General features: G+C 66.8%; 14 protein-coding genes. 3 read left to right on the top strand and 11 right to left on the bottom strand.

Annotation, left to right across the window (positions count from 1 at the left end):
* Positions 1-239 precede the first annotated feature (239 nt).
* Positions 240-2,981, bottom strand: a complete 2,742-nt coding sequence (locus tag EER30_RS38785) for an ATP-binding protein (protein ID WP_240670572.1) — start codon at positions 2,979-2,981, stop codon at positions 240-242.
* Here EER30_RS38785 and EER30_RS49060 point away from each other — a divergent pair.
* Positions 2,937-3,179, top strand: a complete 243-nt coding sequence (locus EER30_RS49060; RefSeq protein WP_240670573.1) for a hypothetical protein — start codon at positions 2,937-2,939, stop codon at positions 3,177-3,179. The genes EER30_RS38785 and EER30_RS49060 overlap by 45 nt on opposite strands.
* A gap of 157 nt (positions 3,180-3,336) precedes the next feature.
* Here the strand turns inward: EER30_RS49060 and EER30_RS38780 are convergent, their stop codons facing one another.
* The 3 genes from EER30_RS38780 to EER30_RS49500 form a co-directional block, all read right to left on the bottom strand.
* Positions 3,337-4,173, bottom strand: a complete 837-nt coding sequence (locus EER30_RS38780) for an alpha/beta fold hydrolase (RefSeq protein WP_127506437.1) — start codon at positions 4,171-4,173, stop codon at positions 3,337-3,339.
* A gap of 50 nt (positions 4,174-4,223) precedes the next feature.
* The gene (locus EER30_RS38775) at positions 4,224-4,925 is read right to left on the bottom strand and encodes an alpha/beta fold hydrolase (protein ID WP_127506435.1); all 702 of its coding nucleotides are present in this window, start codon (positions 4,923-4,925) and stop codon (positions 4,224-4,226) included.
* 320 nt (positions 4,926-5,245) lie between these two features.
* Positions 5,246-5,377 carry a hypothetical protein gene (locus EER30_RS49500; RefSeq protein ID WP_255437093.1) on the bottom strand — a complete coding sequence of 44 codons (132 nt, stop codon included), beginning with the start codon at positions 5,375-5,377 and terminating at the stop codon, positions 5,246-5,248.
* A gap of 340 nt (positions 5,378-5,717) precedes the next feature.
* On the opposite strand from EER30_RS49500, the gene EER30_RS38765 reads away from it, so the two are divergent.
* Positions 5,718-6,074, top strand: coding sequence for a winged helix-turn-helix transcriptional regulator (locus EER30_RS38765; RefSeq protein WP_127506465.1), 357 nt, complete (start codon positions 5,718-5,720; stop codon positions 6,072-6,074).
* Positions 6,075-6,101: 27 nt separating this feature from the next.
* On the opposite strand, the gene EER30_RS38760 is transcribed toward EER30_RS38765, so the two are convergent.
* The 4 genes from EER30_RS38760 to EER30_RS38745 all read right to left on the bottom strand — a co-directional run bounded on the left by EER30_RS38760 (position 6,102) and on the right by EER30_RS38745 (position 10,243).
* Positions 6,102-7,574 (bottom strand): MFS transporter, encoded by a 1,473-nt coding sequence (locus EER30_RS38760; RefSeq protein WP_127506433.1) that lies wholly within the window; start codon positions 7,572-7,574, stop codon positions 6,102-6,104.
* Positions 7,575-7,862: 288 nt separating this feature from the next.
* A complete protein-coding gene (locus tag EER30_RS38755; RefSeq protein WP_127506431.1) occupies positions 7,863-8,486 on the bottom strand; it encodes a flavodoxin family protein in 624 nt (207 codons plus the stop codon).
* A 146-nt stretch (positions 8,487-8,632) separates the two neighbouring features.
* Positions 8,633-9,103 (bottom strand): MarR family winged helix-turn-helix transcriptional regulator, encoded by a 471-nt coding sequence (locus EER30_RS38750; RefSeq protein ID WP_240670570.1) that lies wholly within the window; start codon positions 9,101-9,103, stop codon positions 8,633-8,635.
* A 252-nt stretch (positions 9,104-9,355) separates the two neighbouring features.
* Positions 9,356-10,243 carry a pirin family protein gene (locus tag EER30_RS38745; RefSeq protein ID WP_127506429.1) on the bottom strand — a complete coding sequence of 296 codons (888 nt, stop codon included), beginning with the start codon at positions 10,241-10,243 and terminating at the stop codon, positions 9,356-9,358.
* Positions 10,244-10,328: 85 nt separating this feature from the next.
* Here EER30_RS38745 and EER30_RS38740 point away from each other — a divergent pair, with 85 nt between their 5' ends.
* Complete coding sequence (locus EER30_RS38740; protein WP_205650603.1) at positions 10,329-10,673, top strand: winged helix-turn-helix transcriptional regulator; 345 nt, start codon at positions 10,329-10,331, stop codon at positions 10,671-10,673.
* Positions 10,674-11,291: 618 nt separating this feature from the next.
* On the opposite strand, the gene EER30_RS38735 is transcribed toward EER30_RS38740, so the two are convergent.
* The 3 genes from EER30_RS38735 to EER30_RS38720 all read right to left on the bottom strand — a co-directional run bounded on the left by EER30_RS38735 (position 11,292) and on the right by EER30_RS38720 (position 13,887).
* Complete coding sequence (locus EER30_RS38735) at positions 11,292-12,038, bottom strand: DUF2625 family protein (protein ID WP_127506427.1); 747 nt, start codon at positions 12,036-12,038, stop codon at positions 11,292-11,294.
* Positions 12,039-12,289: 251 nt separating this feature from the next.
* Positions 12,290-12,799, bottom strand: a complete 510-nt coding sequence (locus EER30_RS38725) for a flavin reductase family protein (RefSeq protein ID WP_127506425.1) — start codon at positions 12,797-12,799, stop codon at positions 12,290-12,292.
* Complete coding sequence (locus EER30_RS38720) at positions 12,799-13,887, bottom strand: acyl-CoA dehydrogenase family protein (protein WP_127506423.1); 1,089 nt, start codon at positions 13,885-13,887, stop codon at positions 12,799-12,801. Before EER30_RS38720 ends, EER30_RS38725 begins: the two co-directional genes overlap by 1 nt.
* Positions 13,888-14,046 lie beyond the last annotated feature (159 nt).

Raw genomic sequence — 14,046 nt, 5'->3', positions numbered from 1 at the left:
CGACCGCAAGGCTTCCCACTTCACCGGATTCCTGCGCCTGGCCTGCGCTCTGATCTGCTACCGCCGAGCCGCCCGCCTCAACCTCCTGACCAGCAACAACCCCTAATGAGATGCGGTCTAAGGGGTACCGGCAGGGACCCCCTCGCCGGCGCCTCCGAGAGCGTCCTGGACGCCGTCGCCCGCGCCCTGCGGCTCGCCGACACCGAGACCGCCCACCTGCACCAACTCGCCCCGGGCATTCACCGCCCGCCCCGCGTTCCGGCGGCCGTCACCTGTTCGAGGCGGGCCAGGCGGTTCTGCACCTCGGTCACCTGCGGCAGTCGCAGATGGCGCAGTAGATCCAGCGCCTCCTGCCAGGCCGCTCTAGCACCGGTGCGATCCCCGATCGTCAGCTCAGTGTCGCCCAGGGACGTCAGACCCTCAACCAAGTTCATGCGCCACCCGGTGCGCCGGTATATCTCGATGGCATGTTTCCAGCTCATCAGCGAGGCGGACAGATCTCCGTTCGCCAAATAGCACCGTGCGGCCGTCTCGTGACACAATCCCTGGCCGTTGAGGTCATCCAGCGCCTCCGCGATCGCCAAGGCCCGGTGGACCAGATCGAGGCTCTCGTCGTACTTACCGAGGCGGGTATACGCGTCGGCCAGGCAACACAGCACCGTGGCCTGACCAGGTAAATCATTCAACGATTCCGAGTGGCGCAGGGCGCGCTCATAGTAGGCGATCGAGTCGTGATAGTTGTCCTGCGCGAAACTGACCTGTCCGAGGTTGCGATACACCAACCCTTGTTCACTTTGTTTTCCGAGTCCGTGGAACAGCTCGAGCGCCTGACGGAGGTATCGGGCCGCGGCATCGTGATCGCCCAGCACGAGCAGCGCACCGGCGAGGCCACGAGACATGTGAGCACGACCGAGTTCGTCCCCGGTGGCGGTGACCGCTTGCAGACCTGCACGGGTGATCGTCGCCCAGTCGTGCCACCAGCCCTCGCGATGATAAAACCGCAGCAGGCTCAGAACCATCTGCCAGGCCTCCGCGGTGCTTCCTGCGTCGATCTGGCGCTGAACCACGGACTTGAGCACGTTCCGGTCGGCGTTGAACCACGCGCTGGCCTCGTTGGCGCTACCCAGGTGGGTGGTCGTCACAGCTTCGATCACTGCAGGCGGATCCAGGACGACGGTGGGACCCAGGAGCAGGTTGGCCTCGTAGGCGGTCTGCTGGTAGTGGTGGATGAGCCGGCGGAGCGCCTCGTGCCGGTCCGACTCGTTTTCGTGTAGACGCACCAGCTCCTGAGCGTACGACCGGATGAGGTCGTGCGTGGTGACCCGGCCCGGAGCGTGTTCGGTCAGCAGACCGGTCCGCACCAGTTCGCCGACCAGTAGCCGCGCCTCGCTCAGCGGTACGCCGGCGAGACTGGCGATTGCCGGAATCGTCAAATCAGGCCCGGGATGCAGTGAAAGCAACCGGAACGTGCGGGCGGCACGAGCGCCGAGCATTCGATACGACCACGAGAAGATCGCCCGGATGTCGTTGTCCATGTCGTCACCCGCGAAGCCGTCGAGGCTGCCCTGCGCGTCGCGCAGTTCGCGCGCTATATCGGTCAATCGGTGATCGGGATGGGCCAGCGCCCGACCGGCGACCACGGCCAGCGCCAGCGGGAGTCGTCCGCAGCGCTCGACGATCTCATCCAGGGCCTGCGGATCGACGGAGGTCCGAGCCGCGCCGATCCGGGAGGTCAGAAAGGCTCGCGCGTCCTCCAGTGGCGGAACGTCCAGGCTCATGAGGTGTGCGCCGTGCGCTGTGGCCAAGCCGGTGAGGCGCTTGCGGCTGGTCACCAGAACCAGACAGCCGGGAGCACCGGGCAACAACGGGCGCACCTGTTCCACGCTGTGCGCGTTGTCGAGCACAACGAGGATCCGGCGGCCGGCCAGGACACTGCGGTACAACCCGGATCGGGCGTGGTGACTCGCGGGGATATCGGTATCCGGAACACCCAGAGCGTTGAGAAATCCCTGCAGGGCTTCCGCCGGATGCAACATGGACTGGTCGGGGTCGAAACCCTGCAGATCGACGTAGAGCTGGCCGTCCGGGTAGGCGTCGGACAACTGGTGGGCCAGGTGGATGGCCAGGGTGGTCTTCCCGATGCCGGGAATCCCGTCGATGGCCAGCACCGGTGTTGACACCTGGGTCATCACGTGCCCGTTGACCAGGCTGAGCGTTCGGCGCTGAGCCTCATCGCGGCCGGTGAACCAGGGAAGGTCGGCCGGCAGTTGCGCGGGAAGCACCACGGCCAGCGACGACATCCTGCTCTGCACACCGGCCGGGGGCGGATCGGTGGTCGACGAGGGGACCACATCCTGCTCCACGGGTCCGGCGACGCCCTGCCGCAGGACCACCTGATGGGCCTCGCGAAGTTCCTCGCCTTGGTCCACGCCCAGCTCATCGGCGAGCCGGCGCCGAACTGTCCGGTAGAGCGCGATCGCCTCGGCCTGATGACCGTCGGCGGACAGCGCCAACAGGAGCTGGGCCTGCAGCGCCTCGTCCCAGGGGCGAGACTCCGCCATACGCCGAAGCACGGGCAGGATGCATCTGACGCGTTCCAGGCGCAACGCCATGGACGTGGCCTCGCGGAGGAGGTCGGCACATTCGTGGTCAACGACGCTGAACGCGAGATGCTCGTACGAGGCCAGCTCCGCCGCGCCGGCGCAGGGACCCCGCCATAGAGCGAGGGCTGCCTCGTAGGCCGACATCGCCTCGGCGTCCCGTCCGGCGACCTGCTCCGACCTGGCCCGCTCAGCCAGCGCGCGCAGCTTCAGCAGATCTAGTTGGTCGGCGGGGACCGGGATCCGGTATCCGGCGGCGTCCCCTAGAAGCCAGCGCCCCTGCGACCTGGCCGGCAGACCCGGCTCGAACAAACGCCGTAGGGCGCCGATGTACCGGTGCACGACATTTACAGCACTCGATGGTGGATGCTGGCCCCACATCACCCCGACGATCTCGCCGAGAGCGACGGGCTGTCCCGCGTTGGTGAGCAGCAAACCCAGGATCAGGCGCTGCTGCCGGGGGCCGAGATCCAGCTCGATGCCCTGCCGCCAGACCTGCACCGGCCCCAGCACACTGAATCGCAGCGTTTTTTCGTCGTCACTGACAGGCACGAGCCCAGCCTCCTATATGCACTATGAAACGTTCAGCGGAGGCCATGTCCGTCCCTTCTGTTGCAGACGTCGTGTCATTTCACACGACGCGTCCCGAAGGCTGCCGTTCATTCATCAGCGCGGCTGGGCGTGGGGAACAGCGCGGAGCCGGCCGCCGGGCAGACCGGGCGGCCGGCTCGGTCGATCAGCGAGCGGCGCTGCGCGCAGCCTTCTCGATGAGGTCGGCGACCGCCTCCGGCTCGGAGACCGTGACCGCGTGCGAGGCGTTGATCTCCACGATGTGCGATTTGGCCCGCTTGGACATGAAGCGCATCGACTCAGCCGGGATGGCCAGGTCCTGCGTGGTGATCATGAACCAGGACGGGATGGTCTTCCACGCCGTCTTCGTCGCTTTCTCGTCCAGCGCCGCGCTGGTGATCGGCCGCTGCGTCGCTGCCAGCAGTCGGGTCTCCGAACGAGGCACGTCGGCGGCGAACACCCGCTGGAACTGGTCCTGCTTGATGTAGAGGTCGGTGCCCGCGCCGGCGCCGGGGATCGACACCGTCACGTTCACGAGCGCCTCGCCCAGCTGCCCGCCCGGGAACTTCGCTGCCAGCGCCGACGTGCTCTCGCCCTTGTCCGGGGCGAAGCTCGCGATGTAGACGAGCGCCTTGACGTCCTTGTCGCCGTCGGCGGCCTCGCTCATCACCGAACCGCCGTAGGAGTGGCCGGCCAGCACGATCGGCCCCTTCACGCTGTCGAGCACGTTCTTCACGTACTCGGCGTCCGAGTGCAGGCCGCGTAGCGGGTTCGCCGCCGCCACCACCGGATAACCCTGCCGCAGCAGGTCCTTGACGACGCCGTTCCAGCTCGACGAGTCAGCGAACGCGCCGTGCACGAGCACGACAGTCGGCTTGCTCGCCGACCCGCTGTGACCCGACGCCGCCGCCGTGCCGGCCACCATGGCTGCGGCCGCGACACCCGCGGTCACGGCCGTCCAGCGGGCGGCGCGCCTCGACATACGCGAGAGCTTGAGATTCATGAGGATTCCTTCGGGGTTCGTCAGACAGGCGAAAAGGAAGCGAGAGAGGTTCAGACCTCGGCCGCGGCGCGGAGAATGAATTCGGCCACGGCCTGCGGCTGGGAGGCCGGCAGAGCGTGGGAGGCGCCCGGCACCTCGACGTGCTCACGTGCGTTGGCCCGCTCGGCCATGAACCGGAACGTCTCAATCGGGATGGCCCGGTCGAGCTCGGGAGAGATGAACCAGGACGGAATCGTCTTCCACCCCGGTTCGCCGGAACCTTCACCGACCGCCGCCGAGTTGAACGGCCGCTGAGTCACCGCGTCCAGCGCGGCCTGCTCCGGCGTTAGGTCGGCGCAGAACTGCTCGTGGTAGGCGTCCGGGTCCACGTATGCATCAGCGGTGCCGTCAGCCAGCGGCACCTCGTAGAGATGCTCCCCCAGCGTCGCGCCCGGGAACTTGCCCAGCAGGTCCGGCACGTTCTCGCCCTTGTCCGGAGCGAGCGCCGCCACATAAACCAGAGCCTTGACGTTGTCACTGCCGGTCGCGGCATTCGAGGCGACCGCACCGCCGTACGAGTGACCGGCCAGCACGACCGGACCCTCGATGGACGCCAGCACATCCGACACCGCAGCCGCGTCCCCGGACAGACTGCGCAACGGATTACCAGCCGCAATCACGCGGTGACCAGCGGCACGCAGCCGGCCGATCACGCCGTTCCAGCTCGCCGACTCAGCAAAAGCACCATGGACCAGCACGATGGTGGGCTTCACGACTCACCCCCTTCAACACTCGGATCAGAAACGTCGGCGATGCCGGGCAACCGGGCCGCCGCTGGTTTCCACCGTCGCCCGCCGACCGGGACCGACGAATCAGTCATTCGCCCTCCGGTAATGACTCCCGGCCCGCCTCCGTGGCCCGGCCAGGCCCGGGATCGCGGCGTCGTCACCCGTTCTCCCCCGCCCGGGCGGGCGGATCGTGGGCGTTGATCCGCTGCTCCGGTTAAGTCATTCGACTCATAGCGCCATCGCTGAACAGTCGGCTGTTCCCGCATCCAACAGGGCCGATGCGGTAACACGCACGCTCGAAGGGATCATGGTGGTTCGCTCGCGGGCGGCGTGGCGGCGAAAGCGCTGACGGCCGAGTCGGTGTCGCGGGCCTCGTGCGCGGGGAGGTAGGCCGTGATCACGGTGGGGAGCTCGGCCCAGGAGAGGTCTTCGGTCATGTTTCAAGCGTTCGGTCTCCCGCCGGGAGAGGGTCAACGCACGAGCCGCTCAAGGCGCCGTGACCGCGGTCACCGGCGCCCCGGGGTGCGGTTACAGGATGTCCAGGTCGTTCACGCTCGACGGTTCACCCGCCCATCGACCACACCGGAGAAACGCGGCACCTCACAATCCGTACCCGCGCTTGAACAGTCGCGTACGGGGCTCGTCGTACCGAGAGAACGGGATCGGCTCGCCCGAGCCACGCCACCAAGGCACCCCTAGCCCGCCTCGATGCGGCGACCTTCGTCGCCAGAGCCTTGTTAACCCGCATCTGATCGGAGGTCTTCTCCCGTGACCGTGATGGAAGATTGTGAAGAAGCGCAGAGCGTCATGCATTCGGTACAGGGCGTTTTCGATACCTTGGCCCGCCGCTGGACAGGTGACATCCTCAGCGCCGGGGTGGAAGGCGCCCAGCGTTTCCGTGAATATCGTCGCGCGGTCGACGGCATCTCCGACCGGATGCTCGTCCAGCGGCTGCGCGAGCTCGAAAGCCTCGGGCTGCTGTCCCGCACGGTCGTGCCGACCTCGCCGGTGCAGGTGCTTTATGCGCCCACTCAGCACGCCATCGATCTCATGCAGGCCGTACAACCGTTGGTCCGGTGGGGCAAGCAGCACATGGCGAAGGCGGGAGCGCATGTCCACGCTCCCGCCTCTTGACCACGCGGCCGCCGGGTGCCCGTTCTCTCAATCGCCCAGCGCGGGCTCCAGGTTGATGACCGGCGCATTCTCGGAGTCCGCCTGCGCCTCCGGCCCGCCGAGGTGCCGGCCGTCCGACGAGCGGATACCGATGATGACGACCGCGGCCGAGACCAGCAGAATCACCCCGGCGATCATGAAGCTGCGGTCGAAGCCCTCGACCAGGGCCTCGTTCGCTCCGGTGCCCCCGGCGATCAGGTCAGCCGTGTACGCCGCGGCGACCGAGCTCAGCGCGGCCAAGCCGATCGCGCTGCCCAACTGCTGCGAGGTGTTGATAAGACCGGACGCCAGGCCGCTCTCCTCGGGCTGCACGCCGACCGAGGCCACCAGGAACATCGCCGCCCAGGCGAAGCCCGCGCCGATCGCGGTCAGCAGCATGCCGGGCAGGACCCCGCCGGCGTAGGAGCTGCCCGCGTCGAGCAGGCCCAGGTGGAAGAGGCCGGCCGCCAGAATGAGCAGGCCGATCCAGAGGGCCGGCTTCGGCCCCGCCTTGGCGATGATCTTCTGCGCCATCGTGCCGGCGACGGCCATCGCGACGGGCCAGGGCAGGTAGGCCAGGCCGACCTCGATCGGGCTGTAACCCTTGACCTGCGCCAGGTAAAGCGTCGGGAAGAACATCATGACGAACATGCCGCCGGTCATCAGGATCATCGCCAGGTTCGCCGACGTCAGCGCCCGCACCTTGAAGATGCCCAGACGCACCAGGGGCTGCTTCGACACACCTTCGATGACGAGGAACAGCACGATCAGGACGGCGGCTCCGCCGATGAACAGCCACACCTTGCCCGAGCCCCAGCCCCACTCGGCCGCGTTCACGACGCCGTAGACCAGCAGCAGCAAGCCGGCCGTGATGGTGATCGCGCCCGGAAGGTCCATGCGGGTCTTGCCCTCGGCCGCGTTCCGGCTGTTCGGGATGGACTTCAGCGCACCGATGATCGCGAGCGCCGCGATCGGCAGGTTCACCAGGAAGATGGCCCGCCAGTCGAGCCACTCGGTGAGCACGCCGCCGGCCAGCATGCCGGCGGCGCTGCCGGAGGCGGTGACCGCGCTGAAGACGCCGAGCGCCTTGGCCCGCTCCTTCACCCCGTCGAAGGTCACGATGATGATGGACAGCACGGCGGGCGAGATCAGCGCGCCGCCGAGGCCCTGCACCGCCCGGCCGATGATCAGCGTCTCCGGGTTCTGCGCGAACCCGTTGATCGCCGACGAGATCCCGAACAACGCCAAGCCGATGACCAGGAGTCGCTGCCGGCCCATAAGGTCACCGGCCCGGCCGCCGAACAGCAGGAAGCCGCCGAACAACAGTATGTAGGCGTTGATCACCCACTGCAGTTGGAGCTGGCTGTCGAAGCCCAGACCCGAGCCGATCGACGGCAGTGCGACCGTCACGATGGTTGCGTCCAGCACGACCATGAACTGGGCGACGAGGACGATCCAGAGGACCGTCTTGGACCTTGCCATTTTTCCCTCACAAGTATGAACTTCGGCCGGGTTCGGATCGGCCGCGCAATGTCAGGATTCGCGGTTTGTCAAGCGTCGGCAAATGGCACCCAAGTAACTTACTTTTACCCGCGTTCCGGTTAGTGCACGGATTGCCGGCGGCTCGATGTAACTGGTGATGAACAAATTCTTCACAACTGCTTCTTCATGCTGCTGAACGACCCTTTCGGACCGCGACGAAGACTCGATGTCCACTAATAGCGCTGACCAATCCGAGACACCGCCCTCGGCCTACTTACCTCGTGATCGTCAGGCGGAGAGGCCCTTCTTCACCGCTGCGGCGATCTGCACGACTCGCTTCGCCTGGTGTCGAGCGGCGTTGCGCGTGTCCTCGTCGATCGTGCCGAGGCTCGGACCGAACTCGGCGTGGTGCGAGGTCCCGTACGGGTTGCCGTCGACGAACTTGATGGGGTCGGTGTATCCGGGCGGGACGATGATGCCACCGAAGTGGTAAACGCTGTTGTAGATCGCTAGCAGCGTGGACTCGTGACCACCGTGCCGGGTTCCGGTCGAGGTGAAACCGCTGTAGACCTTGTCGGCCAGCTTGCCCTGCAGCCAGAGCGGGGACAGTGTGTCGATGTACTGCTTCAGCTGAGCGGCCATGTTGCCGAACCGCGTCGGCGAACCGAAGATGACCGCATCGGCCCAGTCGATGTCCTCGGCGGTCGGGGCAGGCACGTCCGAGGTGTCCGTGTGGTGGGCGGCCCAGATGGGATTTGCGTCGATCGCAGCCTGGGGCGCCAGCTCGGCAGCCTTCCGGACCCGGACCTCGGCGCCGACGGCTTCGGCCGCCGGGACCATCTCGTTGACGATTGCCGTCCCGGTGCCTGTCGACGAGTAGTAGATCACCGCAAGCTTGACGGGTTGGGACATGGCGGAGTTCCTTCCGAAGGCAAGAGCTTCGGCCAGACGTCGGAGCGCAGGCCGGGGTGCACGAGCACCCAGGACCAAGCTAGGGAGAAGAAGATGATGTGTCACCCATATGTGGTAGGTGACACATCATCAGTTGAGATCCGACGTCACTGGTCGAAGGGCTCGCCCTCGAGGTTCTCCAGCACGGCCTCCGACAAGTCGGCCAGCATGTCCAGCTGCCGCGGGGTCACCACATCGAAGAAGAGCCGGCGGATGTGGTCGATGTGCAGCGGAAGAGCCTTGTCGATCACACCGCGCCCCTCGGCCGTCAGCGCGATGTCGGTGCCCCGGCCGTCCTCCTCGCTGGCGCGTCGTTCGACCAGGCCGCGGCGGACCATCCGGGAGAGCTGATGAATGATGCGGCTCTTCTCCCACTTGAGGGTGTCGACGAGTTCAAAGACCCGCATCGGCCGATCCGGCTGCAGGCGCAGAGCGCTCAGGATCGAGAACTCGGCCAGGGATATCCCGGCTTCGCTCGTCAGCTGGCGGTTCATGTGGCGCCGCACATCGTCCTGCATCGTCAGGAATCCCCGCCAAGCGCGCAGTTCCCGGTCGTTGAGCCGGTCAGACTTCGTCACCACTGCATGCTAGGCAACCATGCCTCCGGCGTACGCCTCAGCGGGGTTGAGTAGATGACAAGTCATCCTTTGATCGACCGAATCAGCGGCGGAAGTGTGCGGCGGCCGCCCTCTACTCGCGCCGGAGAGGTGGCCGCCCGCACCGTCAACCGCCTGTCACTTCGTGTGCCCGCCGCGCCGGCACTGCTCCGGCGGCAGGTGGGCCGGGGCGAGCGGGGCTTTCGGTGAAGCGGAACAGCGAAAACCGCTCGATCAGCCAGCGGGCAGGCGCGTGTGCCGCGGGATGCTGCCGAACTTGCCCGAGTGAAAATCCCGGTACGCCTGCTCGATCTCGGCGCGGGTGTTCATCACGAAGGGGCCACTGGCATACACGGATTCACCGATAGGCCGCCCAGCGAACAGCATCACCCTGGCCTGCTCGTCGCCGTCACCGGTGGCCAACTCGAGTGTCGTCGGCTCATTCGGCCGCGCGACCGGGTCCGACCAGGCGACCATCCCGGCCCGCAGGCGGCGTCCGCCGATCGTCAGGCGACCCGAGATCACGTACGCGAAAGCGCGCTCGTCCCCGGCGAGCAGCTGCCGATAGTCGGTCCTCGGGTCGAGCGTGATCAGAGCCCCGAGAATCGGCCAGTGGTTGAGTGCCGGCCCCCGCGCCGCTCCGGTCGTACCCGAAATCATTTGCACCAGCACGCCGGGCTCGGTGTGCACGGCCTGCATGCCTGCCCGCAGGTCCTGGTATCGGGTGGACGCCATCTTCTGGTCGGCCGGCATGTTGACCCACAGCTGGATGATGTGGGCGTTGTCCGAGCGGGTCGCGGCCTCGCGGTGGATGATGCCGCGTCCCGCGGTCATCCACTGCACGTCCCCCGCCTCGAGCACGCCGGTGTTGCCCATGCTGTCGCCGTGGTCCATGGCCCCGTCCAGGAGCACGGTCACTGTCTCCAGCCCGCGATGCGGATGCCAGTCGAAACCCGGACGGTTCATCAGCTCCTCCCCCATCACCAGGAAAGGGTCGGTCCAGGTGTCGTTGCCCGGCGGAATGATCATCGAACTGCTGTCGGACATCGGGGTCGCACCGAGATTGAGCTTGTCGTTGACCCGGTCCACTTTGCGCGTCACCGGGGTCGTCTGCGTGGTCATGGAGCCCTCCCGCTCATCGGTCAGACCAGCGTCCGCCCCGCGATCGGGGTTGGCAAACTCCACGCAAGTTACTTACTTTGGAGAAGTGAATACGCCGCCCCGCACTCCGGTCAACGAAGAAGCCTGCTTCCGCATCCTGCGCGCGATCGACATCATTGGGGTCCGCTGGACGGGTCCGATCCTGCTCGCCGCCGAACGCGGCGCCCGCCGCTTCAAGGAATACCGCGCCATGGTCGAGGGCATCTCCGACCCCCAGCTCACCCTTCGACTCAAGCAGCTGGAGGCCCGCGGGCTCATCGACCGGAACGTGGTCCCCAGCACGCCGGTGCAGATCACCTACACCCTCACCCCCGAGGCCGAAGAGCTGATCTCCGCCCTTCAACCGCTGTCAGATTGGAGCGCGCGCCATCTCCCGCCCGGTGACGCGTAAGAGCTGGATGAACCCGCATCGCCCAGCCGCGTCTGCTTGAGGGAGAGGTCAGCGAGAACTGACGGCTCCGACGTGGACCCCGCCACCCTCGCCGTCTCCGCCGGCACGCTTCTTTACCGCATGTGGCGTCCTTCGACGACCCGCTGACAGGAAAGTGCCCACCTCGTCCCTTGACCGGGGACGAGGTGGGCAGACCGGATCAGAACAATGGCTGACGCATGATGTGAACCTCAGCCATGCAGCCGCGCTCGGGCTTGCGCGCACCGTTTCGCGCACGTTCCCACGCCGGGAGCACGGGGTCGGCGACCGAACGGCGCCGAATGCGATCGCGAATTCCCATGCCTTAGAATCCTTTTCAACCTCGTGAGCCTTGGAACAACACTGCACCGGTAGGTGGCCCAACCATCATCGCGTAACCTGCGCGAAATATCGCTGTTCAATGGTGTGGCAAGGTCAACGAGTTCGAATTTCATAGCCGTACGGGCAACGCCATCCTGCCGTTAAGAATGAAGGTCGGCAGCGGCTGCAATGTCTCGGCCGGCCGGGCCGGTTCGAGATCCGAGAAGAAACCGAAAAGAGCCGGCCGAGCGGCGCGGAGGCGCTCGGATCGGCCTGGGCTCAAGACATTTCCCCGGCCGGCACGCCGGAAGGCTGTACCGCGGGATACCGGCCGAGCGCGCCGTCGAAACGCTGCCCTGGCGACCGGGCGGCATGCAGGTGACAGTTCAAGATCTCGACCATCGGAGCGACCACCCGGGTGACCTCCTCCCTGCTCAGCAGCGAGGGATGGACGGCGATGCCCTGATCGGCTCGCAGCCCCATCACGTCCTCGCGCCACCGGGGCCACAACAGATCGCCGTAGAAATTCGGCAGGTCACCGGACAGGCACCACGTCAGCCACTCGCCGTGCGACATCCCCATCCTCGTCCACTCCAGCGACGACGGATCGAAATAGATCACCTCACCGGGCACCCCTGGCCGTTGCACGCCGGGGCGCAGGCCATTGAGGAAGAACACCCCGCCGAGGACGTCGTGCGCCACGATCACACCCTGCGTGGGCGTCCACCCGGGATCCACGTCGACCGGGAAGTCGTTGATCTGCCCGATGCTGGGAAGACCTACCTCGGCGCACGGCGAGCCACCGAAAATTCGCAGCCAGCCGTCATACAGCAGAATGCCGCCGGAGTTGAGCGCGATGGCCCCCAACGGGGAGGTCGCCGCCACCTGCAACTGCACGAGACTGGCCCGTGCCACCTCGCCGTCGGCCGGCAGGACCCGCGGCGCGGCGAAGCTCTGGGACAACAAATCAAGCAACGCCAGCCATGAGGGCCGACCGTCTTCGACGAATAGATCCAGGTCACCCATTACCGGGTCACCCCTTTTCTCAGGGCCGCAACAGCACGAGCTAGATTGCCGGAAAGGGACAGCACGCCGCACAAAGGTGCAATTGCGGTACCAAGGCTCCGCCAACCGGGAAGCAGTCGGTTTTCGCACGGCACGTGTCCCATACCTGAGACGACGAAGCCTGAACCGGCAAAGTTCAGCGGGCCTTTTGCCGCGCCCGAGATCGCCGCCCGGCTCGGCATCCCGGTGGGAACCGTGCGATCACGCGTCCGCTACGCCGCACAACAGCTTCGTCGACACCTGCTCGACTGAGGCCAGGGTCGATATCGACCGTTGTGATACAGCAGCGGCTCCCCCGTCCGGCCGGATCCGGTGATCACCTCGGCGATAACGAGCCGATGGTCACCCGCCGGCACGCGCTCGCGAATCCGGCACACCAGCCAGCCCAGCACCCCGTCAAGCACGGGCACCCCCTCCGGGCCACGACGCCAGCCGGTGCCCACCCCGAAACGATCAGCCCCCGATGTGGCGAACCGTGCCGCCAACTCCTGCTGGTCGTCGGCCAGAATGTGCACCGCCACGTGCGACGTGCGCGCGATGGCCGGCCAGCTCGACGACGAACGACTCACCCCGAACGAGATCAGCGGCGGATCCAGCGCCACCGAGGTGAGCGAGGTGCTGGTGAAACCAACAGGCCTTTCCTCGTACGCCGTGACGACCGCGACTCCGGCCGCATGCTGCCGGAACGTGGTCCTGAGCAGTTCTCGTCTCAGGTCGGGCATCAGAAGAGCCGCGTGCCCGGATCCAGCCCGAACCGGGTCCGGCCCACCGCCTCGAAGAACGACTCGGCCATGCTGAAATGCTGCAACGCGACCAGCCCATCCCGGAAGAGCCGCTCCACGGGGCTGCCCTCGGCGGTCGAGGCCGAGCTGCCCAGCACGTACATGTCGGTCAGCACCTGCCGGCTGATCTTTCCCGCGTGGGCGATCGCCGCGCGCAGGTCAGCCCGCTGCACCATCGTCACCGGCTCGTCCCGCTCATGCGCGAGGTCCATTGCTTCGGCGGCGCTCAAGACCAGCAGGCGGGCTGCTGTCACCGAGGCCTCGGACTGTGCAATGACCGATTGCACCCGTGGCAGTTCCCGCTTGTCGCCGATCAGGTCCATGGTCTCCTCGACGGCGCCACGGGCCGCGCCGAGGACGACCGCCGCCGAGCCGGGGAACACCAGCGCGGGGATGTGACCGCGGTAGAGCGGCCGGTCGACCCGTACGCGGGTGTCATGACCGACCAGGTCGGCCGGCACGAAGACGTCGGTGACGGTGACCCGGTTGCTGCCCGAACCACGCAACCCCGATGATCGCCAGGTGTCGTGCACCGTCACCTGATCGCGGGGAATGGCGAAGAGCGCGGGTCCCGGCAGACCCTCGACCATCGCGACGGTGATCACCCAGTCCGCATTCCGCACACCGGTGACCAGTTTCCAGTCCCCCGACACCCGATACCCACCCGGCACGGACACTGCGGTCGCGGGCTGCGCGGCGTTGGCGAAAACGGGGTGTCCCGCTTTCCAGATCTGGTTCGTGCCGGGCTCACCCAGCAACGCGCCGACAAAGCCCCAGTTGCCGTTCCACACGACCCAGCCGACCGACACATCGAGACGGCCGAACCGCTCGTAGACGTCGACCGCGGTCGCCAGGGGCACCTCGTACCCGCCCAGCTCGCGCGGTGTGAACAGGCTGAACGCGCCGGCCTCGGCCAATTCGCTCATGAGGCTCTCCGGCACGTCTCGAAGCCGTTCCATCTCGCCGGCGGCCGACCTGATCAAAGGGGCCAACTGCTCCGGGATGTCGCGAGGGTCGTAGTTCACCATGATTCCGTTCTCTGATCGAAGGCTGACGACGATGAAGGCGTAACCCCGGCCTGAACACTCCGTTCGTGAGCCAGGCCATACGCGGGACAGACGGCTCTGAACGGTGTGACCTCCCGGCCGTCGAGTCCTGTGTACGCGGACGCCGCGCAGACGGAGCTG

Origin of the sequence: Actinoplanes solisilvae (genome assembly GCF_003999975.1) — a bacterium.
GTDB classification, from domain to species: Bacteria; Actinomycetota; Actinomycetes; order Mycobacteriales; family Micromonosporaceae; genus Actinoplanes; species Actinoplanes solisilvae.
The sequence above is the reverse complement of the archived record's forward strand: the minus strand, read 5'-3'. Positions and strand labels throughout refer to the sequence as shown.

Coding starts and splice junctions, on each gene's coding strand:
- EER30_RS38745 (WP_127506429.1), bottom strand. CDS start 10,243: ATGACCACGCAGACGACCCCGGTGACGCGCAAAGTGGACCGGGTCAAC.
- EER30_RS38755 (WP_127506431.1), bottom strand. CDS start 8,486: ATGTCCCAACCCGTCAAGCTTGCGGTGATCTACTACTCGTCGACAGGC.
- EER30_RS38725 (WP_127506425.1), bottom strand. CDS start 12,799: ATGCCCGACCTGAGACGAGAACTGCTCAGGACCACGTTCCGGCAGCAT.
- EER30_RS38735 (WP_127506427.1), bottom strand. CDS start 12,038: ATGGGTGACCTGGATCTATTCGTCGAAGACGGTCGGCCCTCATGGCTG.
- EER30_RS38785 (WP_240670572.1), bottom strand. CDS start 2,981: ATGTGGGGCCAGCATCCACCATCGAGTGCTGTAAATGTCGTGCACCGG.
- EER30_RS38720 (WP_127506423.1), bottom strand. CDS start 13,887: ATGGTGAACTACGACCCTCGCGACATCCCGGAGCAGTTGGCCCCTTTG.
- EER30_RS38765 (WP_127506465.1), top strand. CDS start 5,718: ATGGAAGATTGTGAAGAAGCGCAGAGCGTCATGCATTCGGTACAGGGC.
- EER30_RS49500 (WP_255437093.1), bottom strand. CDS start 5,377: ATGACCGAAGACCTCTCCTGGGCCGAGCTCCCCACCGTGATCACGGCC.
- EER30_RS38760 (WP_127506433.1), bottom strand. CDS start 7,574: ATGGCAAGGTCCAAGACGGTCCTCTGGATCGTCCTCGTCGCCCAGTTC.
- EER30_RS38780 (WP_127506437.1), bottom strand. CDS start 4,173: ATGAATCTCAAGCTCTCGCGTATGTCGAGGCGCGCCGCCCGCTGGACG.